At 71.9% G+C, this 26,143-nt stretch carries 22 protein-coding genes and 1 pseudogene; 6 read left to right on the top strand and 17 right to left on the bottom strand.

What is annotated here, in order from left to right; all coding sequences use genetic code 11:
• Positions 1 to 53: 53 nt before the first annotated feature.
• Both ACFV8T_RS11230 and ACFV8T_RS11225 read left to right on the top strand, forming a co-directional pair.
• The gene (locus ACFV8T_RS11230; protein ID WP_385326524.1) at positions 54 to 1,076 is read left to right on the top strand and encodes an ADP-ribosylglycohydrolase family protein; all 1,023 of its coding nucleotides are present in this window, start codon (positions 54 to 56) and stop codon (positions 1,074 to 1,076) included.
• 99 nt (positions 1,077 to 1,175) lie between these two features.
• Positions 1,176 to 1,619, top strand: coding sequence for an SPW repeat protein (locus tag ACFV8T_RS11225; RefSeq protein ID WP_266421673.1), 444 nt, complete (start codon positions 1,176 to 1,178; stop codon positions 1,617 to 1,619).
• A 113-nt stretch (positions 1,620 to 1,732) separates the two neighbouring features.
• On the opposite strand, the gene ACFV8T_RS11220 is transcribed toward ACFV8T_RS11225, so the two are convergent.
• The 5 genes from ACFV8T_RS11220 to ACFV8T_RS11200 all read right to left on the bottom strand — a co-directional run bounded on the left by ACFV8T_RS11220 (position 1,733) and on the right by ACFV8T_RS11200 (position 8,384).
• Positions 1,733 to 2,806 carry a DUF917 domain-containing protein gene (locus tag ACFV8T_RS11220; RefSeq protein ID WP_266421670.1) on the bottom strand — a complete coding sequence of 358 codons (1,074 nt, stop codon included), beginning with the start codon at positions 2,804 to 2,806 and terminating at the stop codon, positions 1,733 to 1,735.
• Positions 2,799 to 4,394, bottom strand: coding sequence for a hydantoinase/oxoprolinase N-terminal domain-containing protein (locus ACFV8T_RS11215; RefSeq protein ID WP_385326521.1), 1,596 nt, complete (start codon positions 4,392 to 4,394; stop codon positions 2,799 to 2,801). The genes ACFV8T_RS11220 and ACFV8T_RS11215 overlap by 8 nt, the downstream gene beginning before the upstream one ends.
• Positions 4,395 to 4,449: 55 nt before the next feature.
• Positions 4,450 to 5,904 (bottom strand): purine-cytosine permease family protein, encoded by a 1,455-nt coding sequence (locus tag ACFV8T_RS11210; protein WP_385326520.1) that lies wholly within the window; start codon positions 5,902 to 5,904, stop codon positions 4,450 to 4,452.
• Between the two features lie 96 nt (positions 5,905 to 6,000).
• Entirely contained in the window at positions 6,001 to 7,341 is a 1,341-nt protein-coding gene (locus ACFV8T_RS11205) for a hydantoinase/oxoprolinase N-terminal domain-containing protein (protein WP_385326518.1), read from the bottom strand.
• Positions 7,338 to 8,384, bottom strand: a complete 1,047-nt coding sequence (locus ACFV8T_RS11200) for a DUF917 domain-containing protein (protein WP_385326516.1) — start codon at positions 8,382 to 8,384, stop codon at positions 7,338 to 7,340. Before ACFV8T_RS11200 ends, ACFV8T_RS11205 begins: the two co-directional genes overlap by 4 nt.
• 104 nt (positions 8,385 to 8,488) lie before the next feature.
• Here ACFV8T_RS11200 and ACFV8T_RS11195 point away from each other — a divergent pair, with 104 nt between their 5' ends.
• The 3 genes and pseudogenes from ACFV8T_RS11195 to ACFV8T_RS11185 all read left to right on the top strand — a co-directional run bounded on the left by ACFV8T_RS11195 (position 8,489) and on the right by ACFV8T_RS11185 (position 12,665).
• The gene (locus ACFV8T_RS11195) at positions 8,489 to 10,042 is read left to right on the top strand and encodes a PucR family transcriptional regulator (protein ID WP_385326515.1); all 1,554 of its coding nucleotides are present in this window, start codon (positions 8,489 to 8,491) and stop codon (positions 10,040 to 10,042) included.
• Between the two features lie 9 nt (positions 10,043 to 10,051).
• Positions 10,052 to 11,323, top strand: a pseudogene (locus tag ACFV8T_RS11190) (allophanate hydrolase); the annotation flags it as partial.
• A 220-nt stretch (positions 11,324 to 11,543) separates the two neighbouring features.
• Entirely contained in the window at positions 11,544 to 12,665 is a 1,122-nt protein-coding gene (locus ACFV8T_RS11185; RefSeq protein ID WP_385326513.1) for an LLM class flavin-dependent oxidoreductase, read from the top strand.
• A gap of 151 nt (positions 12,666 to 12,816) precedes the next feature.
• On the opposite strand, the gene ACFV8T_RS11180 is transcribed toward ACFV8T_RS11185, so the two are convergent.
• From ACFV8T_RS11180 to ACFV8T_RS11125, 12 genes are all read right to left on the bottom strand, one after another.
• On the bottom strand, positions 12,817 to 15,651 hold the full coding sequence (locus tag ACFV8T_RS11180) for a DEAD/DEAH box helicase (RefSeq protein WP_385326512.1): 2,835 nt from the start codon (positions 15,649 to 15,651) through the stop codon (positions 12,817 to 12,819).
• Between the two features lie 45 nt (positions 15,652 to 15,696).
• Positions 15,697 to 16,605 (bottom strand): diacylglycerol kinase, encoded by a 909-nt coding sequence (locus ACFV8T_RS11175; protein ID WP_385326511.1) that lies wholly within the window; start codon positions 16,603 to 16,605, stop codon positions 15,697 to 15,699.
• A gap of 17 nt (positions 16,606 to 16,622) precedes the next feature.
• Positions 16,623 to 17,573 carry a twin-arginine translocase subunit TatC gene (gene tatC / locus ACFV8T_RS11170; RefSeq protein WP_385326509.1) on the bottom strand — a complete coding sequence of 317 codons (951 nt, stop codon included), beginning with the start codon at positions 17,571 to 17,573 and terminating at the stop codon, positions 16,623 to 16,625.
• 65 nt (positions 17,574 to 17,638) lie between these two features.
• Positions 17,639 to 17,932, bottom strand: coding sequence for a Sec-independent protein translocase subunit TatA (tatA, locus tag ACFV8T_RS11165; RefSeq protein ID WP_266421656.1), 294 nt, complete (start codon positions 17,930 to 17,932; stop codon positions 17,639 to 17,641).
• Between the two features lie 263 nt (positions 17,933 to 18,195).
• Positions 18,196 to 18,393, bottom strand: a complete 198-nt coding sequence (locus ACFV8T_RS11160) for a hypothetical protein (protein ID WP_385326507.1) — start codon at positions 18,391 to 18,393, stop codon at positions 18,196 to 18,198.
• A gap of 46 nt (positions 18,394 to 18,439) precedes the next feature.
• Positions 18,440 to 18,712, bottom strand: a complete 273-nt coding sequence (locus ACFV8T_RS11155) for a hypothetical protein (RefSeq protein ID WP_385326505.1) — start codon at positions 18,710 to 18,712, stop codon at positions 18,440 to 18,442.
• Positions 18,713 to 18,719: 7 nt separating this feature from the next.
• Entirely contained in the window at positions 18,720 to 19,688 is a 969-nt protein-coding gene (locus ACFV8T_RS11150) for a helix-turn-helix transcriptional regulator (RefSeq protein ID WP_385326504.1), read from the bottom strand.
• Positions 19,689 to 19,705: 17 nt separating this feature from the next.
• A complete protein-coding gene (locus tag ACFV8T_RS11145) occupies positions 19,706 to 20,659 on the bottom strand; it encodes a WYL domain-containing protein (RefSeq protein WP_326764656.1) in 954 nt (317 codons plus the stop codon).
• Between the two features lie 113 nt (positions 20,660 to 20,772).
• Positions 20,773 to 21,147 carry an FKBP-type peptidyl-prolyl cis-trans isomerase gene (locus ACFV8T_RS11140; RefSeq protein ID WP_266421645.1) on the bottom strand — a complete coding sequence of 125 codons (375 nt, stop codon included), beginning with the start codon at positions 21,145 to 21,147 and terminating at the stop codon, positions 20,773 to 20,775.
• A gap of 43 nt (positions 21,148 to 21,190) precedes the next feature.
• Positions 21,191 to 22,138, bottom strand: coding sequence for an FKBP-type peptidyl-prolyl cis-trans isomerase (locus tag ACFV8T_RS11135; protein WP_385326502.1), 948 nt, complete (start codon positions 22,136 to 22,138; stop codon positions 21,191 to 21,193).
• A 126-nt stretch (positions 22,139 to 22,264) separates the two neighbouring features.
• The gene (pafA, locus tag ACFV8T_RS11130) at positions 22,265 to 23,626 is read right to left on the bottom strand and encodes a Pup--protein ligase (protein ID WP_266421641.1); all 1,362 of its coding nucleotides are present in this window, start codon (positions 23,624 to 23,626) and stop codon (positions 22,265 to 22,267) included.
• 9 nt (positions 23,627 to 23,635) lie between these two features.
• Positions 23,636 to 24,895: an MFS transporter gene (locus ACFV8T_RS11125; protein ID WP_385326500.1), complete on the bottom strand. Its 1,260-nt coding sequence runs from the start codon at positions 24,893 to 24,895 to the stop codon at positions 23,636 to 23,638.
• Between the two features lie 133 nt (positions 24,896 to 25,028).
• Here ACFV8T_RS11125 and ACFV8T_RS11120 point away from each other — a divergent pair, with 133 nt between their 5' ends.
• Entirely contained in the window at positions 25,029 to 26,054 is a 1,026-nt protein-coding gene (locus ACFV8T_RS11120; RefSeq protein ID WP_385326498.1) for a LacI family DNA-binding transcriptional regulator, read from the top strand.
• Positions 26,055 to 26,143 lie beyond the last annotated feature (89 nt).

The following is a 26,143-nucleotide window of genomic DNA, read 5'->3' as shown; positions in this document are numbered from 1 at the left end:
CGGGGCACACCCCGCGGCGTACGGGAGGCGGGCGTCGTCCGTACGCTGACCGGATGAATCCTCCGGACCACGTGGAACGGCAGGACCGGGTGGCGGGCGCCGTCGTCGGTTCGGCGGTGGGTGACGCGCTGGGCGCGCCGTTCGAGTTCGGCCCCGCCGGGGTGTACTCGGCCCGCTTCCCGGACGGCGTCGGCACGATGTGCGGGGGCGGCGGCTGGGATCCGGGTGAGGCCACGGACGACACGCAGATGGCCGTCCTGGTCGCGGAATCCCTGCTGGAGCGGGGCGGCCTCGACCTTCCCGACATGTTCGGCCGGTTCTGCCGGTGGGCGGCCGGCGATCCGAAGGACATCGGGCTGCAGACCGAGACCGTCCTGACGAGCGGGGACGCGTGGGATCTCGCGGCGGCGCTGCACTTCCAGGTCGACGGCCGTGCGGCGGGCAACGGTTCGCTGATGCGGGCGGCCACGTCCGCCGTGCACTTCGCGGCGGAGGGCCGGACGGCGACCATGGACGCCGGCCGCCGGATCGCCGCGCTGACCCATGGCGACCGGGCCGCCTGGGAAGGCACCGCCGTGCTCCACGAGCTGATCCGGGTGGCACTGGGCGGCGACGATCCGCTCTTTGCCGTCCCGGGCGCGCTGGACGCCGTGCACGAGGATCACCGGGAGCGCTGGGCCACCGTCCTCGCGCTGGACTGGCACCCGGAGGCGGCGACGGAGTTCAACGGTGCGGTCTGGCCGTGCCTGGGCACCGCGCTGTGGGCGCTGCGCACCACGGATACGTACGAGAACGCCCTGGCGGCGGCGGTCGACGTGGGCGGGGACACCGACACGGTCGCCGCCGTGACCGGCGGTCTGGCGGGCGCGGTGTACGGCTTCGGCGCGATCCCGGCGCGCTGGACGGAGCCACTGCACGTGCCGCTGCCGGGGTACGGGGACCGGGTGCTGCGCACGCCCGGCCTGGTGTCCCTGGCGCGGCGGCTGGACGGGGCCTCACCGTGCGCGGTTCCCGCGGAGTCTCACGTGGTTACCGCGGAGCCTCGTGCGCTTCCCTCGGATTTTCGCGAGTCCTGAATCTACACATAAGGGCGGTATAAGCGCAGAATGGCATAGCAGGCTGCTTATCGCACAGAAGCGACGGGTCGGCCTGCAGGAGCGAAGGAGACGAACCCCATGTCAAACCTCTCGCACACCGGCCGTGACATGGCCAGTCACCCCGATGTTTCCGAAATGCGTGATCGCTATGCCCGCATGCTCGGTGGCCGCGATGTGGCCCTGGTGGACGCACCGGTGTTCCTCGTCGGTCTCTACTGCGCCATCTCGCCGTGGGTGCTGCACTTCACGGCAAGTCAGCCCACCCTCGCGACGCACAACCTGATCATGGGTATCGCAATCGCCGCGCTGGGCCTCGGGTTCACCGTCATGCCGGAGCGCATGTACGGCCTGAGTTGGGCCATCTGCGCCATGGGTGCCTGGACGATCATCTCGACGTGGATCGTCGGCAGCAGCCCCGACCTCGGCATCGTCCTCAACAACGTCATCATCGGCGGTCTGACCGTGCTGCTGGGACTGGCCTGCGCCGCCGTATCCATGAAGAGCGGCAAGCGCGCGGTCTGAGGAAGGGACCGCCCGAAAGGGATCGCTCGGCCGGGATCACTCGGCGAAAGGGACTGCCCGGCCGGCCCGCGGGGAGCGGACCGGCCGGGCGCCGGTGTGGTCCGGCCCGTGGGTCAGCTCTGCCGGAACGGCAGATAGTCCACGTCGTACCCGAAGTACCGCGGTCCGGCGAGCGCCAGGCCGCCCGGGGTGGTCCAGCGCGGGTCGCAGGGGGCCGCGAGGACGCTGACGCGCAGGCCGTAGCGCAGGCCCTCCGTGGTCACCGGGTCGCCGGTGTCGGTGTCCAGCACGCAGATGAGGTCGGGCGTGGTGGCGACCGTCTCGCCGTCGCGGGTGGCCAGCAGATGCTCGTTCTGGAAGCCGAGTTCCAGCACCCTTCCGGCGTCGTCGCCGATGCCCTCGATCCGGGCGCTGCCCCGGGCGAAGCCGCCCTGGGTGCGGCGGCTCACGTCGATCACCTTGCCGGTCAGCAGGTGCGTGCCGGACAGCATGGTGCGGGCCGCGCGCACCGGGTCGGTGTGCGCGGCGCGCGCCTCGCGCACGGCGGAGCCGAGCCGTTCGGCGAGCGTCAGCGTGGCGGGGACGAGCCCGTCGGCGAGCTGGTCGCCCCGCATCACGGTGTCGGCGCTGGAGATCTGGCAGCCGAGCTCCACGCAGACCGCCCGCGCGATGCGCTCGGCGGCGTGGTTGGAGACGGCGTCGACGATGATGCTGTTGCCCTTGTCGTCGGCGAGCGCCATCGGGGTGTTGGCCACCCCGATCAGACCGGGCAGCACCATCTGCGCCTCGGGAAAGGCGCGGCCCATGGCGTCGCCGTCGACCAGCGGCAGCCCCGCCTCGGCGGCGCAGGCGATGGGCAGCATGGAGTTGACGCCACCGACCTCGATCGGCGCGATATGGGTGGCGGCCCGGCCGATGTGCTTCTCCAGGGCGCGCAGGGCGGCCACTTCCTCGCCGCCGGCGGGGACGCGTTCCAGCAGCACGGTCGGCGCGCCCATCCCCGAGACGGGTACCACGGTCGCGTCGGCCGGCACCTCGTCGAAGGCGACGAGCCGGACCGGGCCGTGCTTGCGGATGGCCTCGCGGGCCAGCAGCTTGCCTATGTACGGGTCGCCGCCCCCGCCGGTGCCGAGGATGCCCGCGCCGCGCGCGATGTCGTCCAGGTTGTCGAGGTTGATCTCACGCATGTGACGCTGCTCCATGGGTGTCGCGCGCCCCGGCCGGGGCGCGGGTGCTGCCGATGCCGTTCAGGTCGAGATCGCCGACCGCCTTGACCCGGATCCGGGTCGCACCGCCCGGCAGATAGGCCAGCGGGACCTCCTCCACGTCGACGATGCGGACCGTGCCGGGCCGGGCGCCCGCGCTCTCGGCCCGGCCCACGGCCTCCTCGCGGGCCTCGGCGAGCACCGAGTCCCGACGCCCCTCCGGGACCTGGAAGACCCGGTCCACCTCTCCGCCGACCTGGGCGATGGCGGCGCCCACCGCGTTGGCGACGTCGAAGTGGCCGGGGCGGCGCACATCGTCGAAGCCGGGCAGGGCCGTGGGCACCAGCACGCTGCCGCCGCCCACCGCGACGACCGGCAGTGGCCCCGCCGAGGTACGCATCCGGTCGACGGTCTCCGCCAGCCGCTCGGCGATCCGGTCGAGCGCGCGGGCGGTGAACTCCGGGTCCAGATGCGCGACCCGGGAGCGGTCGCCGATGTCGGCGCGGCCCGCGGCCACCGCGAGGTCGGTCGCCGTCAGGGTCGTACCACCGAAGACCAGCGCCTCCTCGGTGAGCCGGAATCCGACCGAGCGGGGGCCGGTCTCGCCGTCCGGCGACACCAGGGAGCCACCGCCGATGCCGAGCGAGAGGACGTCGGGGATACGGAAGTTGGTACGGATGCCCGCGGCCTCGCTCTCCCCCGCGGCCTCGCGCGGGAAGCCCCCGGCCAGGATGCCGACGTCCGCGGTGGTGCCGCCGACGTCGACGACCGCGCAGTCGCCGAGTCCGGACAGGAAGGCGGCTCCGCGCATCGAGTTGGTGGGCCCCGACGCGAAGGTGGCCACCGGGTAGGCGCGGGCGAAGTCCACGTCCATCAGCGTGCCGTCGTTCTGCGACAGGAAGAACGGGGCGGTCAGCGACACCTCGGCGAGCGATTTGGCGAACGACTCCACGATCGCGGTCGCCAGGTCCCGCAGGGCCGCGTTGATGATCGTGGCGTTCTCGCGGGCCAGCAGTCCGACCCGGCCGAGCTCGTGCGAGAGCGAGAAGTGCACGCCGGGGCCCAGCTCGGCACCGAGGATCTCGGCGGCCCGGCGCTCGTCCTCCTCGGCGACCGGGGAGAACACCGACGAGACGGCCACCGAGGTCAGTCCGCGCGCGGCGATGTCGGCGGCGGTGCGCTTCAGTTCCTCGGGGTCGAGCGGAGACAGCCGCCGTCCGTCGAACTCCCGGCCGCCGTGGCAGAGATAGCCGTGCCCGCCGACGGCCACCCGCTGGCGCTCCGGCCAGTCGGTCATCGGCGGCAGCGCCGCCGTGGCGGGCAGGCCGAGGCGTACCGCGGCGACGGGTGCGAGCCGGGCGCCCTCGATCAGCGCGTTGAGGAAGTGGGTCGTGCCGATCATCACGGCGGTGACGGCTTCCATCGGCGGGTCGAGTGCCCGGATCGCCGCGGTCACGCCGGAGGTGATGTCGGAGGTGGTGGGGGTCTTCGCGGTCGCGATGATCCGGTCGTCGTCCCCCAGAAGGGCGGCGTCGGTGTTGGTGCCTCCGACGTCGATTCCGATGCGCATGGTGTGTCTGTCTTTCGTAGGGGGTTTCATGGCGGGCTTCGTAGGGACGGGGATGTCAGGCGGTGGCCTTCGGCGACCAGGCCGTGCCCGTTTCCGCCTCGATCGCCGCCGCGGGACGTACGGGCTGTTCGAACGGCAGCTCACGGGCCCCGCGCACCAGGCCGAGCTTGCCGAGGACGACATAGCCGAGACCGGCCAGCAGCAGGGAGTCGAGCGCCGGGATACCCCACCATTGGTAGTGGTCGCCGAGCCAGCCGAACAGGGAGGCGGCGGTCCACAGGGCGATCGTGGCCGGCACCCAGCTGGGTTCGGTCCCGGGCAGCCGGCCGGCCGCGCGCGAGGCGTCCAGCTGCGGCCGCCACTTCTTCACCACGAAGTACTCGGCGACCATGATCCCGGCGACGGGCGGGGTGAGGACACCGAGCACGGTGAGGAAGTCGGTGAACCGGTCCAGGATTCCGGCGGCCGCGGCGAGGCTGCCGAGCACACCGATCGTGACGGTCGTGCCGACCCGGTTGAGGCGGACCTTGAAGAGCGCCTCGACCGCGCCGATCAGGCCGAGCGACGAGGAGTACAGGTTCCAGTTGTTGATCTTCACGGTGGCGGAGACCAGGACGATGACGCCGATGACACCGGAGGAGGACGTGATGATGGCGATCAGGTCGGAGGACTTCACCGCGTAGGCGAGCAGCACGCCGCCCAGGCCCAGGACGTACTCGCCGAGGCTGATGCCCACCACCGTCTGCTTGACGACGTCGCCGGTGTTGCGGTTGAAGCGGGTCATGTCGGGGGTGGTGACCGCGCCGACGATGTACGAGCCGGCGACTATGGTCGCGCCGGTGGCGACGGACATGTGGGCGCCGAACGGCGCCGAGGCCACCAGGTCGCCGACGTCGTGCCGGGAGAACTCGACCATCATCGCCCAGCCCGCGAGGCCGAGGAAGGCGGGCACGGTGACGAACGCGGTCCAGCCCATGGCGCGGAAGCCGCGCAGTACGAGCGCGGTGACTCCGAGCCCGCAGATCAGGCACCAGGCCCAGACCGGAAGCGCGGGCACGATGGAGTGCAGCCCGGCCGCGAACACCGCCGTCTGCACACCGAACCAGCCGAACAGGCTGACCGCGATGACGAGTCCGATGAGGGCGGAGCCGTAACGGCCGAAGCCGGTCCAGCGGACCAGCATCGAGGTGGACAGGCCCTCCCGCATGCCGGCGATGCCGACGAATATGCAGACGATCTCCAGGATCACGGAACCGAGCGTGAACGCCCAGAAGGCGCCCCAGAAGGAGAGTCCGGCGCCGAGCGCGGCGCCCAGCAGGAACTGCGTCAGGTCGGAGAGCTGGCCGAAGCGCTGCACCGCGACGTTGAACCAGGAGTAGCGGGCCGCGCGCGGCACCCGCTCCAGCGGGTAGTCCTCGTCCTGCTGCCGCGTCTGTGCCTGGTTCTGCGCCTGGTTCTGTGCTTGCGTCTGTGCGGATGGCTCTTGATCCACATGGAACTGCTGGGTCATGGGGACGGGTCCTCGGGTGAGCGGGCGGGCAGGAGGGCGCAGCAGCACGGCACCGGGCTGCTCCGGAGGGGAGGGGGAAGGGGCGTCGAGCGGGGTTCAGAGCGGAAGGGGAGGCCCGACGGCGCGGGCCCGCAGGAGCACCGCACCGGGCAGATACGGCACCGGGAGGTCCGGCTCCGCGTGGGTGCGTACGCGCCTGGGATCGGCCCCTGCCCGTACGGCACCGGCTCGGGCCAGGTCGCGCACTTCGTCGCGTACGGCGTCGAGCCGTCGGCCGGGGCCCCGGCGGACGATGCGGTCGCAGTGGCCGCCGACCGGGCTGGCCGCGGCGCCGAACGCCCCGGCCACGCCGCCGTGTTCGGGCCGTACGACATCGAACCCGGCCAGCACTCCGGCGGGTACTCCGCCGGCACCGCCGCCGACCAGGATCAGCGGGAGGGGTCCGGCGGCGGGGCGCATCCGGTCGGCGGCCTCGGCGAGTTCGCGGTGGGCGTCGGCGCGCACGGTGATCAGGTCGGGGAAGCGCAGGCTGACCGGGACGCCGCCGATGCGTTCGCCGGGTCCGGCCTCCTGCGGGTAGCCGCCGGTCAGCGCTCCGACCCGGGCGCGGCGTTCACCGATGTCGGCGACCACGGCGTCCCGGAGGCCGGCCAGGAGTCCGGCGCCGCGGATGGTGCAGGCGGGCCCGCTGCCCAGGCTGAGTCCGGGCTGGCGGCGCAGGTACTCCAGGCTCATCAGCGTGCCGTCGCTGCGGGTGACGAGGACGGCGGCGCCGGGGGCGAGGCCGAGGCGGGGCAGGGTGGCGGTCAGCTCGTCGGCGACCCGGGCCACGAGCACGGACAGGGCGGCGTCGAGCACCGTGGCGTTCTCGCGGGCCAGCAGGTCGAGGGTGCCGACGTCGCTGGAGAGCAGGACGGTCGTGTCGGGGCCCGTCTCGGCGCGCAGGATCTCGGCGGCCTCCCGCTCCTGGCCGCCGTCGACGGGCGAGAACACGGCGGTGACGGCGAACGCCTCGGCGCGCCCGGCCAGCGAGGCGCCGAACCGGGCGACGGCGTCCCGGTCGAGCGGAGTGGTGTCACGAGGTGCCAGGCCGCCGCCGCCCCGGACGTTCGCGGTGCCCGCGCACACGGCGTCGCGCAGCGCCCCGGGCCAGCCGAAGAGCGGCCGCACGGCGTCGGCGGCGGCGCCCCCGACCCGCAGCACTCCGACCCGGGCGAGCCCGTCCCGCTCCCTGACCGCGCGGGCGGCGACCCGCAGGCCCACGGCGAGCTGGGTGGCCCGGCCGCGCAGCTCGGCGGGGAGTGCGCGGACGGCGGCGGCGAGCGATCCGACGGCGTCACCGGTCACCGAGGGCACCTTGACGGCCCGCACCGCCCGGTCGCCGTCGAGGAGCACGGCATCCGTGTTGGTGGGCCCGACGTCCACTCCGAGGATCATGGCGTGCCTCCCGGGACCCGGCGTTCGCCCGCGGCGTCCGGAAGACCGGCGAGGCCGAAGGCGGACGGGCCCGCCAGCCGCAGGCCCTCGGGCGTGTACCAGGCGGGGTCCGAGGGGAGCGTGACGAGGTGGACGCGCAGCCCGTAGCGGACCTCCTCGACCGGGACGGCCCAGCCGGTCCTCACGTCGACCAGGGCGATGACGTCCGGTACGACGGCCAGCGGGGTGCCGTCCTCCAGGGCCGCGACGAACTCGCTGCGGGCCTCGACGAGCACCAGCCGGCCCGCGTCGGGGCCGCCGCCCTCCAGCAGGACACCGGTGGCGTCGTCGCCGTCGGCGCCCTCGGTGGCGTACCTCCGGACGGACGAGACCTTGCCGGTCAGCAGTGGCGCCGGACCCTCGCCGCGGCCGAGCGCCAGGGCGCGGGTGACCGATCCGGCGACGGCGTGCCGGGCCGCCTGCCCGGCGGTGAGGGGGTAGTCGGTGGACGCGGCGCGCCCGCCGAAGGCGACGACCGCGGCGCGGGCGAACTGTTCGAGGTGTGCGCCGTCGATGTCGTCGACCACGACGGTGTGCCCGTGCTCGTCGGCGAGCACGGCCGGTCCCGGGCGCAGTCCGGCCAGTTCGAGAACGTTCTGGTCCATGCGGGGAAAGGCCCGGCCCATCGAGTCGGCGTCGAGCAGCGGCAGCCCCAGCCGGGCCGCCCAGGCGACGGCGACGCAGCCGTTGAGGCCGCCGATCTCGCTGCTCATGACCGCGGCGACCGGGGCGCCGTGCAAGGCCTCGAAGCGGGCGCGCAGCCGGGCGGGTTCCTCCCGGCCGCCGATCCGTTCGGCGGCGACGGCGGGCGACCCCACGAGCCCCACGGGCATGACGAGCGCGTCGGCGGGGAGTACGGCCGGGTCGACGACGGGCACCGGACCGCACTCCTCGATCGCCTGTCCGGCGACGGGAAGGGTCACATCGGCGGGTCCGCCGCCCCCTGATCCGAGGACGGCACAGCCCCGCGCGAAGTCGGCGAGTGCTCCGGCGTCCACGTGCATGAATCCCAGCGTACGGAGACGGATCGCGCTCCCCATGGGCCATCGGCCCGTGATTTCGCGGCCGGGTGTGCGTGCAGCACACCGGCTTGCCGCACACTGGGGGGATGGCGAACATCCTGGAGCTCCTCTCCTCCCCCGGACTCGACGCGGTCCGCCCGCTGGTGGGGCCGCTCGACGCGGTGGAGGTCACGGGGGTGCGTCTGGAGCGGCGCCCGGACCGGCTCGCGGCCATCCCCGCCGGGACGGTCGCCGTGCTGCTGGCCCCGGTACCGGGGCACCTGCTGGATGTGGCGGTGCGGGACGCGGCCGCGGCGGGGGCCGCCGCGCTGGTCCTGACGGGCGTGACGGAGGCACCGCACGGGCTGCCCGCCGAGGTGACGGCCACGGCGCGGGCGCTCGCCGAGCGGGGCCGGGTCGCGGTGCTGTACGCCGACGGGGACCTCGCGGCTCTGGTGGTGGCCGTGGAGCGGGCGGTGGCCGGATCCGCGGCGGACGCGCTGGCCCGGGTCGCGGCGGCGGCGCGGGAGGTGACGGCCGTCGCGGGTGACCCGGACCGGGTGGCCGCGGCGGCGGGCCGCGCCCTGGGCGTGCCGGTGGAGCTGCGCGCCGCGGGTCCGGGTGAGGAGGGTGCGACCGCCGCGGGCCCGGACGGTGAGATCCGGCTCGCGGCCCCCGCCCGCCCCGGTCACGCGGGGGCGGCGGTGCGCTCCGTCCTCGCGCTGGCGGCCCTCGCCGCGGCGGGCGGCGGGCACGGCGACGTTCCCGTGCGCTCCCGGGGCCGGCTGCTCGCCGAGCTGCTCGTGGCCCCGCAGGACCAGGCCGCCCGGCTGGCCGCCCGGGGCCGGGCGCTCGCGCTGCCCGTGGACGGCTGGCACATCGCGCTGCGGGTGGAGGCGGGCGGCCTCGACGCCTCGAACCGGCCGAAGGCCCTGGACGCGGTCATGTCCCAGGCGCTGACCCTGCTGCGCACCTGGGACGGGGCGGCGCTCCCCGACGCCGCCGCCCCGTCCGCCCCCGCGCCGCAGGCCGCCGACACCGTCCAGTGGAACGCCGCGCTGGTCGACGACGCCCTGGTCCTGCTCAGCACCTGGCCCGCCGACCCGGGGTCGGACGGGCGGCGCGCCACCCTGGCCCGTGCCCGCCGGGTGGTGGACCGGCTGGCCGGACTGCGCCCGGAGGCCGGTCTGCGCTGCGGTGTGGGTTCACCGCACCGGGGCCCGCTGGGCATCCGCACCTCCGCCCGCGAGGCCCGTGCCGCGGTGCCACGCGGTGCCGGGCCGGTGGTGGCGGCGCATGACGCGGTGGGCCTCGACCGGATGCTGCTGGAGTGGTACGCCTCCGACACGGCACGCGAGGCGGTCAGCGAACTCCTCGCCCCGGTACTGGCGTTGGGCCCGGAACGCGCCGAGCCACTGCTGCGCACGCTCCAGGGATACCTGGACCACAACAACTCGCCCGCCCGCGCCGCCGACGCGCTCCATCTGCACCGGAACGCGGTGGGCGCCCGCATCCGCAAGATCGTCCAGCTGACGGGCGCCGATCTGAACGAGCCGGATGTCCGCCTCGCCCTCCAACTGGCCTGCCGCGCCGGCCTGTCCGCTCCCCCGAACGAGCCGGGCCCGCCGCGGACGCCCCCGGCCCCGGCGCACCGGACCTGAGGAGCGACCATGGCGCCGACGACCTCCCCCGTCCTCACCCGTGTCCGGGCCGCCCACGCCCTCGTCGAAGCGGTGGAGCGCCCCGAGCTCTGGATCGGTCTGCGGCCCCGGGAAGACGTGGAGGCGGAGGCCGAGCAGCTCGAAACCCGTCTGGCCGCAGGCGAGTTCCTCCCCCTCGCGGGCCGTCTGCTGGCCGTCAAGGGCAACATCGACGTGGCCGGCCTCCCCACCACCGCGGGCTGTCCCTCGTACGCGTACGAGCCGGACTCCGACGCCCCGGCGGTGGCCCGGCTGCGGGCCGCCGGAGCCCTGGTGATCGGCACGACCAATCTGGACCAGTTCGCCACCGGTCTGACCGGCACCCGTTCCCCGTACGGCGCGGTGGCCTCGGCGCAGGATCCGTACCGGGTCGGCGGCGGCTCCAGCTCCGGTTCGGCGGTCGCCGTGGCCCTGGGCATCGTGGATCTCGCGCTGGGTACGGACACGGCGGGCTCCGGCCGTGTTCCCGCCGCGTTCAACGGCGTCTTCGGGCTGAAGCCGACCCGGGGTCTCGTCCCGACGGACGGGGTGGTGCCCGCCTGCGCGAGCCTGGACTGCGTCACCGTCTTCGCCCGTACGCTCCCCGAGGCCGAACAGGCGATGGCCCTGATGGCCATCCGGGCCCCGCGGCCCGACCGCTCCCGAGTTCCGGGCCCCTGGCGGATCGCGGTCCCGCCCACCGGGCAGCTCGGCGAGCTGGACCCGGGCTGGGCGGCGGCGTACGAGTCGACGGCCGCCCGGCTCCGCGCGGCGGGGGCGCTGCTCCGGCCGATCGATCCGACACCGTTCACCGAGGCCGGTGCGCTGCTGTACGGCGGTGCGTTCGTCGCCGAGCGCTACACCGCGGTCGGCGCTTTCATCGACGGCGCGCCCACCGCGCCCGACCTCGATCCCACGGTGGCCCGGATCATCACCGCGGCCCGCGACATCCCGGCACACCGGCTCTTCGCCGACCAGGCCCGGCTGGCCGTCCTCCGCACCGCCGCGACGGCCGCACTCGGCGACGCGGACGCGCTCCTGCTGCCCACCACGCCGGGGCATCCCACCCTCGCCGAGGTCGCCGCGGACCCGGTGGGCGTCAATGCCCGCCTCGGCCGGTTCACCAGCTCCACCAACCTGCTCGGCCTGTGCGCGGTGGCGGCCCCCGCCGGTGAGGTGGACGGCCGGCCGTTCGGCATGATGCTGATGGGCCCGGCGGACACCGACGAACGCCTGGCCCGGATCGCGGCCCTGCTGGCCCCGGCGTCCTGACGCCGGGTCGGGTCCCGGCCATTGGTCCCTGAAACGGTTGACTGGTCACCAACACACCTGTTCCACTGGGCAGATGCGCCCTCAGCTGCGGCTGGTCACCCGTGACCACATCGACTTCGGTCGAGTGTGGTCCGCCTCGTGTTGCCGCTGACCGTTCCCGCGTCAGCACTTCACACCACCGGTTTTCCGCAGCACGAGATGAGGCTTCGCCATGCCCGTCGAGTTTCTCGGCATCGCAGCAACGAACGAAGGTTCCGAAGTGACACCCCGCTCCGGGGCGTCCTTCGACAAGGAGTACACGCTCAAGCTGGCCCGCGCGCACGAGGACCACGGCTGGGACCGGGTCCTGTTCGCCTACGGCTCCGGCTCCCCCGATCCGTCCCCGGCCGCCGCCTACGTAGCGGCCCGCACCGAGAAGCTCCAGATCCTGGTGGCGCACCGCCCCAACGTCTCGTACCCGACGTTCGCGGCCAAGACCTTCGCGACCCTGGACCGGATCAGCGACGGCCGCCTCGCCGTGCACTTCATCACCGGAGGCAATGACCACGAGCAGCAGCGCGAGGGCGACTTCCTGACCAAGGACGAGCGGTACGCACGCACCCGTGAGGCCATCCAGATCATCAAGAAGGCCTGGACGTCGCACGAGCCCTTCGACCACGAGGGCACGCACTACCGCTTCGACGACTTCGTCAGCGACACCTTCCCCGTGCAACAACCGCATCCGCAGGTCTCGTTCGGGGGTTCCTCGCCTGCGGCGTACGCGGCGGGGGGCGCCGAGGCCGACATCTACTGCCTGTGGGGCGAGCCGCTGGCACAGACCGCGGAGCAGATCGCCTCGGTGAAGGAGGCCGCGAAGGCGGCGGGCCGCACGGACGTGCCGAGGATCCAGGTCGCCTTCCGCCCGATCATCGCACCCACCGAGGAACTGGCCTGGGAGAAGGCCCACCGCACCCTGGCCCGGATCAAGGCCCGCAAGGCCGGCACGCCACTGAGCCGCCGTCACCCGCTGACCGACCCGGAGAACGCCGGCTCCCGACGACTCCTCGCGGTGGCCGCCGAGAGCGAGCGCCACGACCGCGCCCTGTGGACACCGACCGCGGCGGAGACAGGCGGCGCCGGCAATTCGACGGCCCTGGTCGGAACGCCGGAGACAGTGGCACAGGCGTTGCTGGACTACTACGACCTCGGCGTGGAAATCCTCTCGGCCCGTGGCTACGACCTGCTGGACGACGCCATCGACTTCGGCCGGCACGTCATCCCGACAGTCCGCGAGGAAGTAGCCAAACGAGAAGCAGCCCGTCCGGCACACATCTTCAGCCCCTCCGGCGATTGAGGAGCGGGGGTCCGGGGGCGGATCCTCCGGTTACGGGAAGGGGCGGGTAGGGGAACAGGCCCGCCGCAGGCGCACCCCCGCACCGCACCGCAACACCCCACCGCACTCCACCCCCGCACCCCGCCCTGGAATCCGCACCCCCGCGGAACCCTCACCCCACAGAGCTGTACGCCACAACCCCCCGCAACACCGCATCCACCGCCTTGTGCGCATTCCGCGCCACGGTACTCCCGTCCCGCGGCGCCGCAGCCGCAATCTGCCCCAGCACGTCGATCACCTGCTTGCACCACCGCACGAAGTCCCCGGCCGGCATCTCCGCCTCGCCCAGCACCTCGTCCAGCGACCGCCCCGACGCCCACATATAGACCGCCCAGGCAAAGCCCAGATCGGGTTCGCGCTGCCCGACACCCTCCGCCTGGTTGATCTTGAAGTCCTCTTCCAGGGCGTCGAGCCGGCCCCAGATCCGGACCATTTCACCCATCGCGGTCTTCGCGGGCCCCGATGGCAGCTTCGGCGCCACCGCGTCATCGGCCTGCCGCGCCTCGTACACCAACGCCGAGACGCACGCCGCGAGTTCGGCAGGGTTCAGCCCCTCCCACACACCCGCCCGCAGGCATTCGCTCGCCAGCAGATCGAGCTCGCCGTAGAGCCGCGCCAGGCGGCGCCCGTGCTCGGTGACCTCATTGCCCCGCAGATAGTCGAGCTCGGTGAGCAGCGCGACGATCCGGTCGAAGGTGCGGGCGATCGTGTTCGTCCGCCCCTCGATCCGCCGCTCCAACTGCCTCGTGTCGCGCTGCAACCGGTGATATCGCTCGGCCCAACGCGCATGGTCCTCGCGCTCGGCGCACCCGTGGCAGGGGTGCGCGCGCAACTCCGCCCGGTAGCGGGCGATCTCCCGGTCGTCGGCCGCGGCGGACCGCCCCTTGCGGTGCCGCTCGGGCACTATGTGCCCGGCCTTGGTCCGCAGCGCGGAGGCCAGGTCGCGGCGCGACTGCGGGGAGCGCGGGTTGAACGACTTCGGCACCCGCATCCGCTCCAGCGCCTCCACCGGAACCGGGAAGTCGATCGAGGCGAGCCGCTTGACCTGCCGCTCGGCCGTGAGCACCAACGGCCGCGGCCCGTCGTGGTATTCGAGCCCGCGGTGGCCGTGCCCGTTGGTCCGCCCGGCGGGCAGTCCGGGGTCGAGGACCAGTGCCAGCCCGGCGAACTTGCCGGTGGGCACGTGGATGACATCGCCGGGCTTGAGCTTCTCCAGGGACGCCGCGGCCTCGGCCCGCCGCTGCGTCGCGCCCCGCTTGGCGAGCTCGGTCTCCCGGTCCTTGAGGTCGCGGCGCAGCCGCGCGTACTCCTCGAAGTCACCGAGGTGGCAGGTCATGCCCTCCCGGTAGCCCTCCAGCCCCTCTTCGTTCTTCTGGACCTGCCGGGAGATACCGACCACCGACCGGTCCGCCTGGAACTGCGCGAAGGAGGTCTCCAGCAGCTCGCGCGAACGGTGCCGCCCGAACTGCTGCACCAGGTTGACGGCCATGTTGTAGGAGGGCCGGAAGCTGGACCGCAGCGGGTACGTACGCGTGCCCGCGAGTCCGGCCAGTGCCCCCGGATCCATGCCGCGCTGCCACAGCACCACCGCGTGGCCCTCGACATCGATGCCGCGCCGCCCGGCCCGCCCGGTCAGCTGGGTGTACTCGCCGGGAGTGATGTCGGCGTGCTGCTCGCCGTTCCACTTGACGAGCTTCTCCAACACCACCGAGCGCGCGGGCATGTTGATGCCGAGGGCGAGGGTCTCCGTGGCGAAGACGGCCTTGACGAGCCCGCGTACGAACAGCTCCTCGACGACTTCCTTGAACGTCGGGAGCATGCCCGCGTGGTGCGCGGCGATGCCCCGCTCCAGCCCTTCGAGCCATTCGTAATAGCCCAGGACATGGAGGTCCTCGCCGGGAATGGACGCGGTCCGCGCCTCGACGATCTCGCGGACCAGGCGTCGCTTGTCCTCGTCGTTGAGCCGCAGTCCGGCGTGCAGGCACTGCTGCACGGCGGCCTCGCAGCCGGCCCGGCTGAAGATGAACGTGATGGCGGGGAGCAGCCCTTCGGCATCCAGCCGGTCGATGACCTCGGGCCTGGCCGGGGTCCAGATCCGGCTGCGCTGACGCCGCTCGCGCTCACGATCCGCCTCGCGGACCATCTTGCCGCGGCGGCGCTCACGCGGGTTGTACCCGCGCTGGTTCTCCATCCGGGCGAGCCGGACGAGGTCGGGGTTGACCTCGCGGCGTCCGGCACCGCGGCCGCCGTGGTCGGTCTCCTCCTCGAAGAGGTCGTACATCCGGCGGCCGGCCAGCACATGCTGCCAGAGCGGCACGGGGCGGTGCTCGGAGACGATCACCTGGGTGTCGCCGCGGACGGTGTCCAGCCAGTCGCCGAACTCCTCGGCGTTCGACACGGTCGCCGACAGTGACACGAGGGTCACGGAGTCCGGGAGGTGAATGATCACTTCCTCCCAGACGGCACCCCGGAAGCGGTCGGAGAGGTAATGCACCTCGTCCATCACCACATGGCCCAGGCCCCGCAGCGCCTGCGAACCCGCGTACAGCATGTTCCGCAGCACCTCTGTGGTCATGACGACCACCGGGGCATCGGCGTTGACGCTGTTGTCGCCGGTCAGCAGGCCGACCTTCTCCGGTCCGTAGCGCTTGACCAGATCGGCGAACTTCTGGTTGGACAGGGCCTTGATGGGGGTGGTGTAGAAGCACTTGCGGCCCTGTGCGAGGGCGAGGTGCACGGCGAACTCGCCGACGATCGTCTTGCCCGAGCCGGTCGGGGCGGCGACGAGCACCCCCTTGCCGGCCTCCAGGGCCTCGCAGGCCTCGATCTGGTAGGGGTCCAGATCGAATTCGTACAGCTCGCGGAAGGGCGCGAGTGCGGTGGCCTGCTCGGCGGCGCGGATCCGAGAAGCCTGGTATCGCTCAGCTGGTGAGAGGTCCTCTGTCATCTTGCTTACGAGCCTACCCGCCACCTCTGACAGCAGGCGCGATCTTTAAATCCCGGTGGGAGCAGCGGGTGCGAGCACTCTCACCGCGCCCGGCACGCAGTCCGCGGTCAGTGGCAGCGACCCGAGTTGTTCACCGTCCGCGTACGCCGTGACACCGGCTGCGGCCAGCTCGATCGAGGAGACCCGGTGCACGGTGACCTCGGGATGGCCGAGGTGCGTTCCCCTGTAGACGCGGGGGAAGACCTTCAGCAGGGTCGTGCGGCTGCAGTCCCCGACGACGGTCACGTCGAAGAGCCCGTCGTCCATCACGGCGTCGGCGCAGATCCGCATGCCGCCGCCGTACGTCGATCCGTTGCCGACGGCGATGAGCGTCGCCTCGATCTCCCGGACCGGTCCGCCGTCCAGCCTGATGCGGTACGGAATGGGCTTGAACGCGGCGAGTTCGGCGAGGATCGCGAGGTCGTACTTGAACCGTCCGCCGACCCACCGCATCCGGTTCCCGCGGTCGTTGACCCGGGAGTCGAAGCCGGAGGCGAGCACCGACCCGAACCACCGCTCACCGACCCGGCCCAGGTCGATCTCGCGGACGGCACCGCCCTTGAGCGCCTCGGCGGCCAGCCGTCCGGCGGCGGCGGGGTCCCGTATCGGCAGCCCGAGCGCGCGGGCGAAGTCGTTGCCGGTGCCTACGGCCACGACCCCGAGCGGGGTCATCGTTCCCGCGACCGCCTGCAGGGCGAGGGACATCATGCCGTCCCCGCCGACGGCTATCAGGGCACCGGTCCCGGCCGCGACGGCCGCACGGGCCCGCCGCAGGGCGTCGTCGGCATCCTCACCGAGAACCGTACGCACGGAGAATCCTGCGTCCCGCAACGCGGAAGCGGCCGGCTGCGCGGCGTGCGCGCCCCGGCCGCGTCCTGCGGTGGGATTGACGAAGAGGGTGATCTCGCTGGTCACCCCGGGACCCTACAAGGTCAGGTGATGTCGTCGTAACCGTTGACCCGGTCATGGTCCGAGCTCGCCTGGGTGGGCAACGACCGGCTGGACGAGACCGATTCGATCTCACCGATGTCCTCGGGGGTGAGGTCCAGCTCCGAGGCCTCGTCGTCGGCGGGCCCGGCTGCCACGATCTGTGCCCTGCGGCGGTCGTTGAGGAGCGAGATCGCCGTGGCCACGAAGTAGAGCACCCAGATCGGTCCGGCGAGCCCCAGCATGCTGACCGGGTCGGTGCTGGGCGTGGCCACCGCCGCGAAGACCGTGATGCCCATGATCATGCCCCGCCACCAGCCGAGCATCCGCTTGCCGGTGACGACCCCGCCGAAGTTCAGCATGACGAGCAGCAGCGGCAGTTCGAACGAGAGCCCGAAGACGACCACCATGCGTGTGATCAGATCGAGCAGATCGTCCAGCGGCAGCTGGTTGTCCAGGTCGGCCGGCGAGAACTCCAGAAGCACCCGCGCCATCGTGGGCAGCGTCTTGTACGCGAAGAAGCCACCGGCGAGGAAGAGCGGGAATCCCGCGCCGACGAAGGCGAGCGAGTACTTCTTCTCGTGCTTGTGCAGGCCCGGGGCGACGAAGGCCCACAACTGATAGAGCCAGACCGGCGAGGAAAGGACGACACCGGCCATCAAGGAGACCTTGAGGGCGAGGGTGAACGGGGTGAGCAGACCGTTCAGGACGATACGCGCGCAGGTACCGTCCTCCTGCTTGGCGAGCTCGGCGAAGCTCGACGCGCAGCCGACCGACTTCAGCACCGGGTCGGTGAAGAACTCGATGATCCCCTTGTAGTAGAACGCAGCCACGATCGTGACGACGACGATCCCGAGCAGCCCCTTGGCCAACCGGTTACGCAGCTCACGCAGGTGCTCCACCAGGGGCATGCGGCCCTCTGGGTCCGTCTCCTGCTTGCGGGCAGACTTGAGCAACCCACGTCCTCATCTCGTGCAGCAGGCCGTCACCGATCGCGGCGCCTGCGTCGGCCCGTTTCTTGTCAGCGCTTGGTCGAGTCGGTCGGCTCCGCGACCGGACGCGAACTGCTCACGTCGCCGGGGGCTGCCTTGATGGTGCGCGGGGCGGCCTGGTCCTGGGCGGCGTCGTTGGCGGCCGGCTCGGCCGGGGTCGCCGACGGGCTGCCCTCGGACTTCATGGCCTTGGCCTCGCTCTTGAGGATGCGGGCCGACTTGCCGAGCGAGCGAGCCATGTCAGGAAGCTTCTTCGCGCCGAACAGCAGAACAATGACGACGAGGATCAGGATGATCTCGGGAGCGCCGAGCCTTCCGAACATATGCGTGTACCTTCTCACCGAGGCAGCAGGGGTGGGGCGGATGGAACCTCGGACAGACGTCCGATCTTCTTACCGTCAGCGATCGTATCCCGCAGGAGTAAACGCAGGGCAATACCCATGCATCCTTGCGATTACGGCCCATGCCTCGCTCTCAGGGCCGCCTTCAGCAGCGTACCCTCCGAACCCGCGAAACAGGAGGCCGCGCCCGCCCTGATCCATCTGCCCTGCTCACAGCCGTGTACGGACAGATGGGGCGTCAACGTCTAGCGCAGCGCCTCGCCGGTCGCGGCAAGGTCCGTCGCCGCCCTTTCGAGGTCCTCCGCAGCCCGGTTGATGCGCTGGGTGGTCCGCGTCACCTGATGCCCGAGCCGCTGTGCCTCGATGAAGACCTTGACGGCCAGCGCACCGAGAACGGCGATCCCGAGAAATCCCAGGGCGATGGCGAGCATGGGCCAGAACATGCGCAGAGCCTCGATGTGTCTAGGTGTCCGACTGCGTGGGCGTTTTCTAGAAGCTGGTGGTGTGGAGGCGCAGCGTCCGCACCCCGCCCCGGCTGAGGAGCTCGACTATCCGCTCCCCCGCGGGCTTGCGGACGGCCGCACGGCACTGCGGGCAGGTGAAGGAGTAGAACGTCGTCCGACGACTCGCCCCCACCACGAGGCGAATGGCGGCCGCGGCCAGCTCGAACCGCTCGCGGCAGTCCGGGCAAGCGGCCTTGAACCGCACGGACTCGGGCACCACCACGGTCGGAACACCTGACACCACAGACATATTGCTCATATCTCCCTCAGGTTTCCGCTCGGACCGGTTCGTCGTACGCGGCGAGCGCCGCACGGGCCGCCTGCTGTGCGCTCTGCGCCAGCTCCGGCGGGGAGACGATGCGGCCTTCGCCGCCCAGTCGCAGCGCGAGCCTGCGCAGCGAGGCCGGGTCGGGGGTGCGCAGGACGATCCGCAGCCCGCCGTCGGGCAGCTCCTGCGCGCTGTCGTGCGGGTAGTACTCGGCGACCCAGCGTCCGCCGGGACCCACCTCGACGACGACTTCCGGGTCCTCGGCGGCCGGCTGGACGAGCCCCTCGGACAGATCCCGCAGCTCCAGCTCGGGCGGCGCGGCGGGCTCGTCCAGCAACCGGATCTCGGCGACCCGGTCGAGCCGGAACGTACGCCGGTCCTCGGACGACCTGCACCAGGCCTCCATGTAGGTGTGCCCCACGGCGAACAGCCGGATCGGGTCCACCTCGCGCTCGGTGAGCTCGTCACGCGCGGGCGAGTAGTAACGCAGCCAGAGCCTGCGCCGCTCGGAGATCGCCCGGTCGACATCGGCGAAGACACCGCCCTCGGACTCGAAGGTGACCGAGAGCCGCGAGCTCGCCGCCCCCACCTCACCGGCCGCGGTCTCCAGCTTCGCGGTGGCCCGCAGCAGCGCCTGCCGGTCGCTCTCGCGCAGTCCCGGCAGCGTGGCCACGGCACGGGCGGCGACCAGGAGGGCCGTCGCCTCGTCGGCCGCGAGCCGCAGGGGCTCGGCGACGTCGTCCGGGTTGTGCCACCAGATGCGGTCGCCGTCGGTGTCGATGTCCAGCAGGTCCCCGCCGCGGAAGCTCGTACCGCACATGGGCAGCACGTCGAGGTCCGAGATCAGTTCGTCCTCGGTGATCCCGAAGGCGCGGGCGACGTCCTGGACATGGGCGCCGGGGCGCTCACGCAGATACGTCACCAGGGAGAGCATCCGGCGGGTCTGGTCGATCGCGTTCGTCGCCATGAATACGGTCCTCCCCCTCAGTCCTTGGCCACGGCGCGCAGCCGGTCCACCACATCGGCCCGCAGGTCGGCGGGTTCCTGTACGACGACGTCCGGACCGAATTCGACGAGCCAGGCGTCCAGGCCGTGTCCGTACGGAATCTCCAACTCGTCCCACCCGTTCCCGAGTTCCCGGACCGACACGGCGCGCGAGCGCAGCGGGTAGCCGGCCCCGGTGCGCAGCCTGATCAGCGCGGTCCTGGTGGCCGTCTCCCCCGCCCAGCTCTCGACGGTCTCGCGCACGGTCACGACGTCGGGCACCTCGGTGGTGAACGCCCCGGCCCGGGAGCGGACCCGGCCGGTGATCCGGGAGAGCCGGAACACCCGCTCGGCGCCGCGGTCCCGGTCCCAGCCGGCCAGATACCAGTGTCCGCGCCAGCACTCCAGGGTCCACGGCTCGACCTGGCGCTGTTCGGGCTTGGCGGCGTTGCCCTTGCGGTAGTCGAAGGTCACCGGGCGGCGGTCGCGGCAGGCCAGCATCAGCGGCTCGAACGCCGCCTCGTGGACGGGGATGCGCGGTTCGAGGGCACTGTGCACCTCGTACGCGTCCTCGGCCTCCGGCATGCCGGCGGCCCGCAGCTTCTGCAGCGCGCCGCTGGCCGCGCCGGCCAGCCGCGCCTGCTGCCAGACCTTGGCGGCCAGTCCGAGCGCGGCGGCCTCCTCGGCGTCCAGCGTGATCGGGGGCAGCCGGTTGCTGTCGCGGCGGGCGAGATATCCCGTGTCGCCGTCCAGGTTCTCCACGGTCTCGATGATCAGGCCGAGCTCGCGCAGATCGTCCTTGTCGCGCTCGAACATCCGGTTGAAGGCGTCGTCGGAGCCCGCTTCCAGATAGGCCTCGATGGAACCGCGCAGCTCGCGCTTGCTGAGCGGACGGCGGGTCCCCAGCAGACACAGCGCCAGGTTCATCAGCCGCTCGGCCTTGGCAATCGCCATCGACGCCCTTTCTGTTTCGCTCTACGACCGTCGACCGTACCGCTACGCGGTGTCGGGACAAAAGCGAGGGCCCGTGCCTCGCGGCACGGGCCCTCGCATCGCACGGGTGCGGATCAGACGGCGACCAGGTCGCAGACGAAGATCAGCGTCTCGCCGGGCGCGATGCGGCCGCCACCGGCGCCGCGGTCGCCGTACGCGAGGTGCGCGGGAATGGTCAGCTGGCGACGACCGCCGACCTTCATGCCCTGCACACCCTGGTCCCAGCCGGCGATGACCTGGCCGGCACCGAGCTGGAACTGCAGCGGGGTGCCACGGTTCCAGGAGGCGTCGAACTCCTCGCCGCTGGAGAAGGCCACGCCCACGTAGTGGACGGAGACGGTGGCGCCCGCCTTGGCGACCGCGCCGTCGCCCTCCCAGATGTCCTTGATCTCCAGCTCGGCCGGCGGCTCGCCACCCGGGAAGTCGATCTCGGGCTTCTCGATGCTCACTGACTTGCTCCTCTTGATGATGAACTGGGCAACCGGGACAGTCTTACATCTTTGCCAGGAGGTCCACGGCGAAGACCAGCGTGGACTTGGCGGGGATGGTCTGCTGCGCCTTGTCACCGAAGCCCTGGTCCGGCGGGATGACGAGCAGCACCCGGCTGCCGATCTTCTTGCCGACCAGACCGTTCTTCAGCCCCTTCAGGGTCACCTGGGCGAGCGGGAAGGTCTGCGTCTTGCCCGCGCTGTAGGTGCTGTCGAACGTCTTGCCGTCCTTCCACAGCAGTCCGACGTAGTTCACGACGACGCTGTCGGTGTCCTTCACGACCTCGCCCTTGGACTCCAGGATGTAGTTGGAGACGAGCTTCGTCGGCGGGTCGCTCTTGGTCGGGACGGTGACCTTGGGGGCCTTGCCGTCCGTGTTGGTGCCGACCTTCGGCAGGTCGATGTTGTCCTGGGCGACCTCGGTGCCCTTGGCGGAGGCCGGGATCTGCGTCGCCTTCAGGACGTCGACGACGAAGACGAGCGTGGCGTTGGGCTTGATGTCGCCCTGGCCCTGGGCGCCGTAACCGAGGTCCGGCGGAATGACCAGCTGGACCCTGCTGCCGACCTTCTGGCCGACGAGGCCCTTGTCCCAGCCCTGGATGACCATGCCGGCGCCGAGCGTCAGATCGAACGGCTGCTTGCGGTCGAAGCTGTTGTCGAAGGGCTTGTCGGAGTCCCAGGACTGGCCGAGATAGTTGACCTGGATCGCGTCGCCGTTCTTGAGCGTGGCGCCGTCTCCCTGGCTGACGACTCGGGTCTTCAGCTCCTTGGACGGGTTCCCGGTGCCCTTGGCCAGGGTCGGCTTCTCACCGAATTTCGCGCCCGCGGTGATCGCGGGGAACCCGTCCTTCGACGTGGCGGAAGCGGAAACGGAATCGGAGCCCTTTTCGCCGCCGCAAGCCGCTGTCAGCAGCAACAGGGGGACGACGAGAAGGCCGGCAAGTCGGCGCACTTGTTCCTCAGATCTCAGACGGCACAGTTGGTTGAGTCCCCGACACTCTAGGGCGTACGCAGGGCCCCGCACGAGGAACGTACGGGGCCCGCGTCGCGTCTTCGGCCGGGAACGTCCTGTGCCGGCTCACATACCCGCGATCAGTTTCTCCACCCGGTCGTCCACCGAACGGAACGGGTCCTTGCACAACACGGTGCGCTGCGCCTGGTCGTTGAGCTTGAGGTGGACCCAGTCGACGGTGAAGTCCCGCCGCTGCTCCTGCGCCCTGCGGATGAAGTCGCCGCGCAGCCGCGCCCTGGTCGTCTGCGGGGGCACGGACTTGCCCTCGAAGATCTTCAGGTCGTTGCAGATGCGGGCGGCCTGTCCCTTGCGCTCCAGCAGGTAGTACAGGCCGCGACGCCGGTGGATGTCGTGGTACGCGAGGTCTATCTGGGCGACCCGCGGATGCGACATGGTCATGTTGTGCTTGGCCCGGTACCGCTCGATGAGCTTGTACTTCATCACCCAGTCGATCTCGGTCTCGATCCGGTCGAGGTCCTCGGCCTCGATCGCGTCGAGCGTACGGCCCCAGAGCTCCAGGACCTGTGCGACGGTTCCGGTGCGGATGCCACGGCGGTCGACGAAGTCGACGGCCTTCTCGTAGTACTCGCGCTGCACCTCGATGGCGGACGCCTCGCGGCCACTGGCCAGGCGCACCTTGCGCTGCCCCGTGGTGTCGTGACTGACCTCCCGGATCGCCCGGATCGGGTTCTCCAGCGTCAGATCCCGCATCACCGTGCCCGCTTCGATCATGCGGAGCACCAGATCGGTCGCGCCGACCTTGAGCAGCATGGTCGTCTCGGACATGTTGGAGTCGCCGACGATGACGTGGAGGCGGCGGTACCGCTCCGCGTCCGCGTGCGGTTCGTCACGTGTATTGATGATCGGGCGGGAGCGCGTGGTCGCGGAACTGACGCCCTCCCAGATGTGCTCGGCACGCTGGCTGACGCAGTAGACCGCGCCCCGGGGGGTCTGCAGCACCTTGCCCGCGCCGCAGATCAGTTGCCTCGTGACGAGGAAGGGAATGAGGATGTCCGCGAGCCGGGAGAATTCTCCGTGCCGGGCCACGAGGTAGTTCTCATGACATCCGTAGGAGTTTCCCGCCGAGTCGGTGTTGTTCTTGAAGAGATAGACGTCGCCCGCGATTCCCTCCTCGTGCAGGCGGCGTTCGGCGTCGACGAGCAGGCCTTCGAGAATGCGCTCGCCGGCCTTGTCGTGGGTGACCAGTTCGGTCAGGTTGTCGCATTCGGGGGTTGCATATTCCGGATGCGATCCCACGTCGAGGTAGAGGCGGGCGCCGTTCCGCAGAAAGACATTGCTGCTGCGGCCCCATGACACAACACGGCGGAAGAGGTAGCGCGCCACTTCATCAGGGGACAGTCGGCGCTGTCCCCTGAACGTGCACGTGACGCCGTACTCGTTCTCCAGCCCGAAAATGCGGCGGTCCATGACTGAACATTACGCCTGATGGCCTGAGCTGAAACCGGGTTCGACAGCACCGTTTCGATCATTTTCCGATCCCTGTACGGCAACGGCCGTACGCCCGGGAACTGCCAGTACCCTTCCCGTCGCCAGCAGGACGAGCAGCGCCGCCACCCCACCGGCCCCCGCGACGGCGAAACTCCACGACGTGCCGCCCAGCTCCACGGCCGGGCCCGCCACGGCCGTTCCCGCCGCCGCGCCGACCCCGAACGTCGTCACCAGCCAGGAGAACGCCTCGGTCACGGTGCCCCGCGGAGCATGCCGGTCGACCACGATGAAGGAGCACGCGATCGCGGGCGCCAGAAAGACCCCGGCCACTGCCGCCAGTGCGGTCATGGCGACCACTCCGGGGGTCAGCATCAGCGGCAGATAGCCCAGTGCCAGCAGCGCGACGATGACCCGCAGCCGGCGCTCCGGCGCCCCGGCCCACTGCCGCGCCCCGTAGACGGCACCGCCGATCAGCGCGCCCAGCCCGAGCGCGGCCATCAGCCAGCCGTACACCGACTCCCGGCCGTGGTCGTCGGCGTAGGCCACGCCGGCCACCGTGATCGAGCCCAGCGCGAGTCCGACGAAGAAGAACGACCCCAGCAGCGCCAGCAGCCCCCGTGAGCGCAGCGCGCCCAGCCAGTGCGCCTCGCGGGGTGCGGAGCGCCAGGTCCGGGAGGGCTCGGACAGAACGACGGAGAGCGCCCCCAGGACCCCTATCGCGTTGATGACGAGCAGGGCTGCGGCGGGTGACCAGAAGGAGACCAGCACCGTCACCAGCAGCGGGCCCACGGTGAACATGACCTCCTGGGCGACGGCGTCCATGGCGTACGCCCGGTGCACCCGGTCCTCACGGCCCAGGACGCTCGGCCACAGGGCCCGCAGGCCGCCCTCCAGCGGCGGCGTGAACACTCCGGCCACCGCCACCGCCCCGTAGGCCAGCGGCAGCGATCCCAGGCCCACCAGGGCCAGCAGGGACATGCCCAGCGCCGACACCACGGCGGCCGGGAGCTGGACGCGCGGCTGGCCGTACAGGTCCACGGCACGGCCCAGCAGCGGCTGTCCGACCGCGGTGGCCAGCCCGTACACGGCCGCGAGCGCGCCGGCCAGGGTGTAGGTGCCGCCCTCGGCGCGGGTGAACAGCACGATCGCGACCGGGGCGGTGCCGTTCGGCAGTCGTCCCACCAGGGTCCCCGCCAGCAGCCGGGCGGCATGCCGCGCCCGGAGGATGTCCAGATATCCCGCGGCCATGTCGGTCGCCCCTCTCCCCCGAGCGGTCCGACGACCCCGAGGTTTTACGTATAACGTCGAGGTTCATACGTACCATGTGCCCAGTCCGCAGGTCCACCTCACGGCGCCTGCCCCGACCGGCCCGGAGGCCCGAGTGACCAGCGCACCACAGCCCGCCCCGACCCGGCCCACCAGCCGCGATGTCGCGCGGGCCGCAGGCGTCTCGCAGGCCACCGTCTCCCTCGTGCTCGGCGGCAAATGGCGCGGCAGGGTCTCCGAGGCCACCGCCGAACGCGTACGCCGTACCGCCCACGAACTCGGCTACCGGCCCAATCTCGCCGCCCGCAACCTGCGGCTGGGCCGCACCAGGACCGCGCTGCTGGTCGTCCCCGCGCTCACCAACGAGTTCTTCGCGCGCGTCTACACCGGCGCCGCCGGGGTCGCCGCCGAGCACGGCTTCGGCGTCGTCCTCTACCCGTCCCCCGACGGCACCGGTCCGGCCCGGGACCCCTTCGCCTCGGCGAGCGCCTCCCTGGACGGCGTGATCGCCTCCTCCATGGCCGCCGGCGCGCTCGACGAGCTGCGCGGCGCGGGCCTGCCACTGATCATGCTCGACAGCGACCCGGCGGACACCGGTGTCGCGGCCCGCGTCAACCTGGACATCGCCGACGGAATGCGGCAGGTGGCGGACCATCTGCTCGCCCTCGGCCACCGCCGCTTCGTCCATCTGGCGTCGGCGGTCGACTCCTGGACCTTCGCGGTGCGCGGCCGGGCGCTCCACGACTCGCTGCGGGCGGTGCCCGGCACCTCCGTACGGACCGTCGCGGCGGCGCTCGACGTCCATGCGGGCCGCATCGCGGCGGAGCGCACGCTCGCCGCACCGGGCCCCCGGCCCACCGCCCTCGTCTGTGACGACGACATCCTCGCCGCGGGTGCCTGCAAGGCCGCCCGCAGGCTCGGCCTCCGGGTGCCCGGCGACCTGTCCGTCACCGGGTTCGACGATCTGGCCCTGGCCACGGCCGTCGAACCGGAGCTCACCACCGTGCAGCTGCCCGCCGAGCAGGTCGGGGAGCGCGGCATGGCCGCCCTGCTGGCGGTCCTGGACGACCGGCCGGCCGAGCCCGGCAGCCTCCCCGTGCATCTGGTGGCCCGCGGCTCCTCGGCGCCCCCGCCCGCATGACCGTGGCACCCGCCCCCCGGGAAAGGGGAACAAAGGGAAGGCCCCTGGTTGGGCCCCCCCCCCAAAGACCCTCCCCTTCTTTTTCCCCC

The sequence above is a fragment of the Streptomyces sp. NPDC059832 genome, from assembly GCF_042731715.1.
Taxonomy (GTDB): domain Bacteria; phylum Actinomycetota; class Actinomycetes; order Streptomycetales; family Streptomycetaceae; genus Streptomyces.
This window is presented reverse-complemented; position numbering and strand designations above follow the sequence as displayed.

What these genes read in the sequence shown, in the direction of transcription:
- ACFV8T_RS11230 (WP_385326524.1), top strand. Translation starts at nt 54, where the DNA reads ATGAATCCTCCGGACCACGTGGAACGGCAGGACCGGGTGGCGGGCGCC.
- ACFV8T_RS11225 (WP_266421673.1), top strand. Translation starts at nt 1,176, where the DNA reads ATGTCAAACCTCTCGCACACCGGCCGTGACATGGCCAGTCACCCCGAT.
- ACFV8T_RS11220 (WP_266421670.1), bottom strand. Translation starts at nt 2,806, where the DNA reads ATGCGTGAGATCAACCTCGACAACCTGGACGACATCGCGCGCGGCGCG.
- ACFV8T_RS11215 (WP_385326521.1), bottom strand. Translation starts at nt 4,394, where the DNA reads ATGCGCATCGGAATCGACGTCGGAGGCACCAACACCGACGCCGCCCTT.
- ACFV8T_RS11210 (WP_385326520.1), bottom strand. Translation starts at nt 5,904, where the DNA reads ATGACCCAGCAGTTCCATGTGGATCAAGAGCCATCCGCACAGACGCAA.
- ACFV8T_RS11205 (WP_385326518.1), bottom strand. Translation starts at nt 7,341, where the DNA reads ATGATCCTCGGAGTGGACGTCGGGCCCACCAACACGGATGCCGTGCTC.
- ACFV8T_RS11200 (WP_385326516.1), bottom strand. Translation starts at nt 8,384, where the DNA reads ATGCACGTGGACGCCGGAGCACTCGCCGACTTCGCGCGGGGCTGTGCC.
- ACFV8T_RS11195 (WP_385326515.1), top strand. Translation starts at nt 8,489, where the DNA reads ATGGCGAACATCCTGGAGCTCCTCTCCTCCCCCGGACTCGACGCGGTC.
- ACFV8T_RS11185 (WP_385326513.1), top strand. Translation starts at nt 11,544, where the DNA reads ATGCCCGTCGAGTTTCTCGGCATCGCAGCAACGAACGAAGGTTCCGAA.
- ACFV8T_RS11180 (WP_385326512.1), bottom strand. Translation starts at nt 15,651, where the DNA reads ATGACAGAGGACCTCTCACCAGCTGAGCGATACCAGGCTTCTCGGATC.
- tatA (WP_266421656.1), bottom strand. Translation starts at nt 17,932, where the DNA reads ATGTTCGGAAGGCTCGGCGCTCCCGAGATCATCCTGATCCTCGTCGTC.
- ACFV8T_RS11160 (WP_385326507.1), bottom strand. Translation starts at nt 18,393, where the DNA reads ATGTTCTGGCCCATGCTCGCCATCGCCCTGGGATTTCTCGGGATCGCC.
- ACFV8T_RS11155 (WP_385326505.1), bottom strand. Translation starts at nt 18,712, where the DNA reads ATGAGCAATATGTCTGTGGTGTCAGGTGTTCCGACCGTGGTGGTGCCC.
- ACFV8T_RS11150 (WP_385326504.1), bottom strand. Translation starts at nt 19,688, where the DNA reads ATGGCGACGAACGCGATCGACCAGACCCGCCGGATGCTCTCCCTGGTG.
- ACFV8T_RS11145 (WP_326764656.1), bottom strand. Translation starts at nt 20,659, where the DNA reads ATGGCGATTGCCAAGGCCGAGCGGCTGATGAACCTGGCGCTGTGTCTG.
- pafA (WP_266421641.1), bottom strand. Translation starts at nt 23,626, where the DNA reads ATGGACCGCCGCATTTTCGGGCTGGAGAACGAGTACGGCGTCACGTGC.
- ACFV8T_RS11125 (WP_385326500.1), bottom strand. Translation starts at nt 24,895, where the DNA reads ATGGCCGCGGGATATCTGGACATCCTCCGGGCGCGGCATGCCGCCCGG.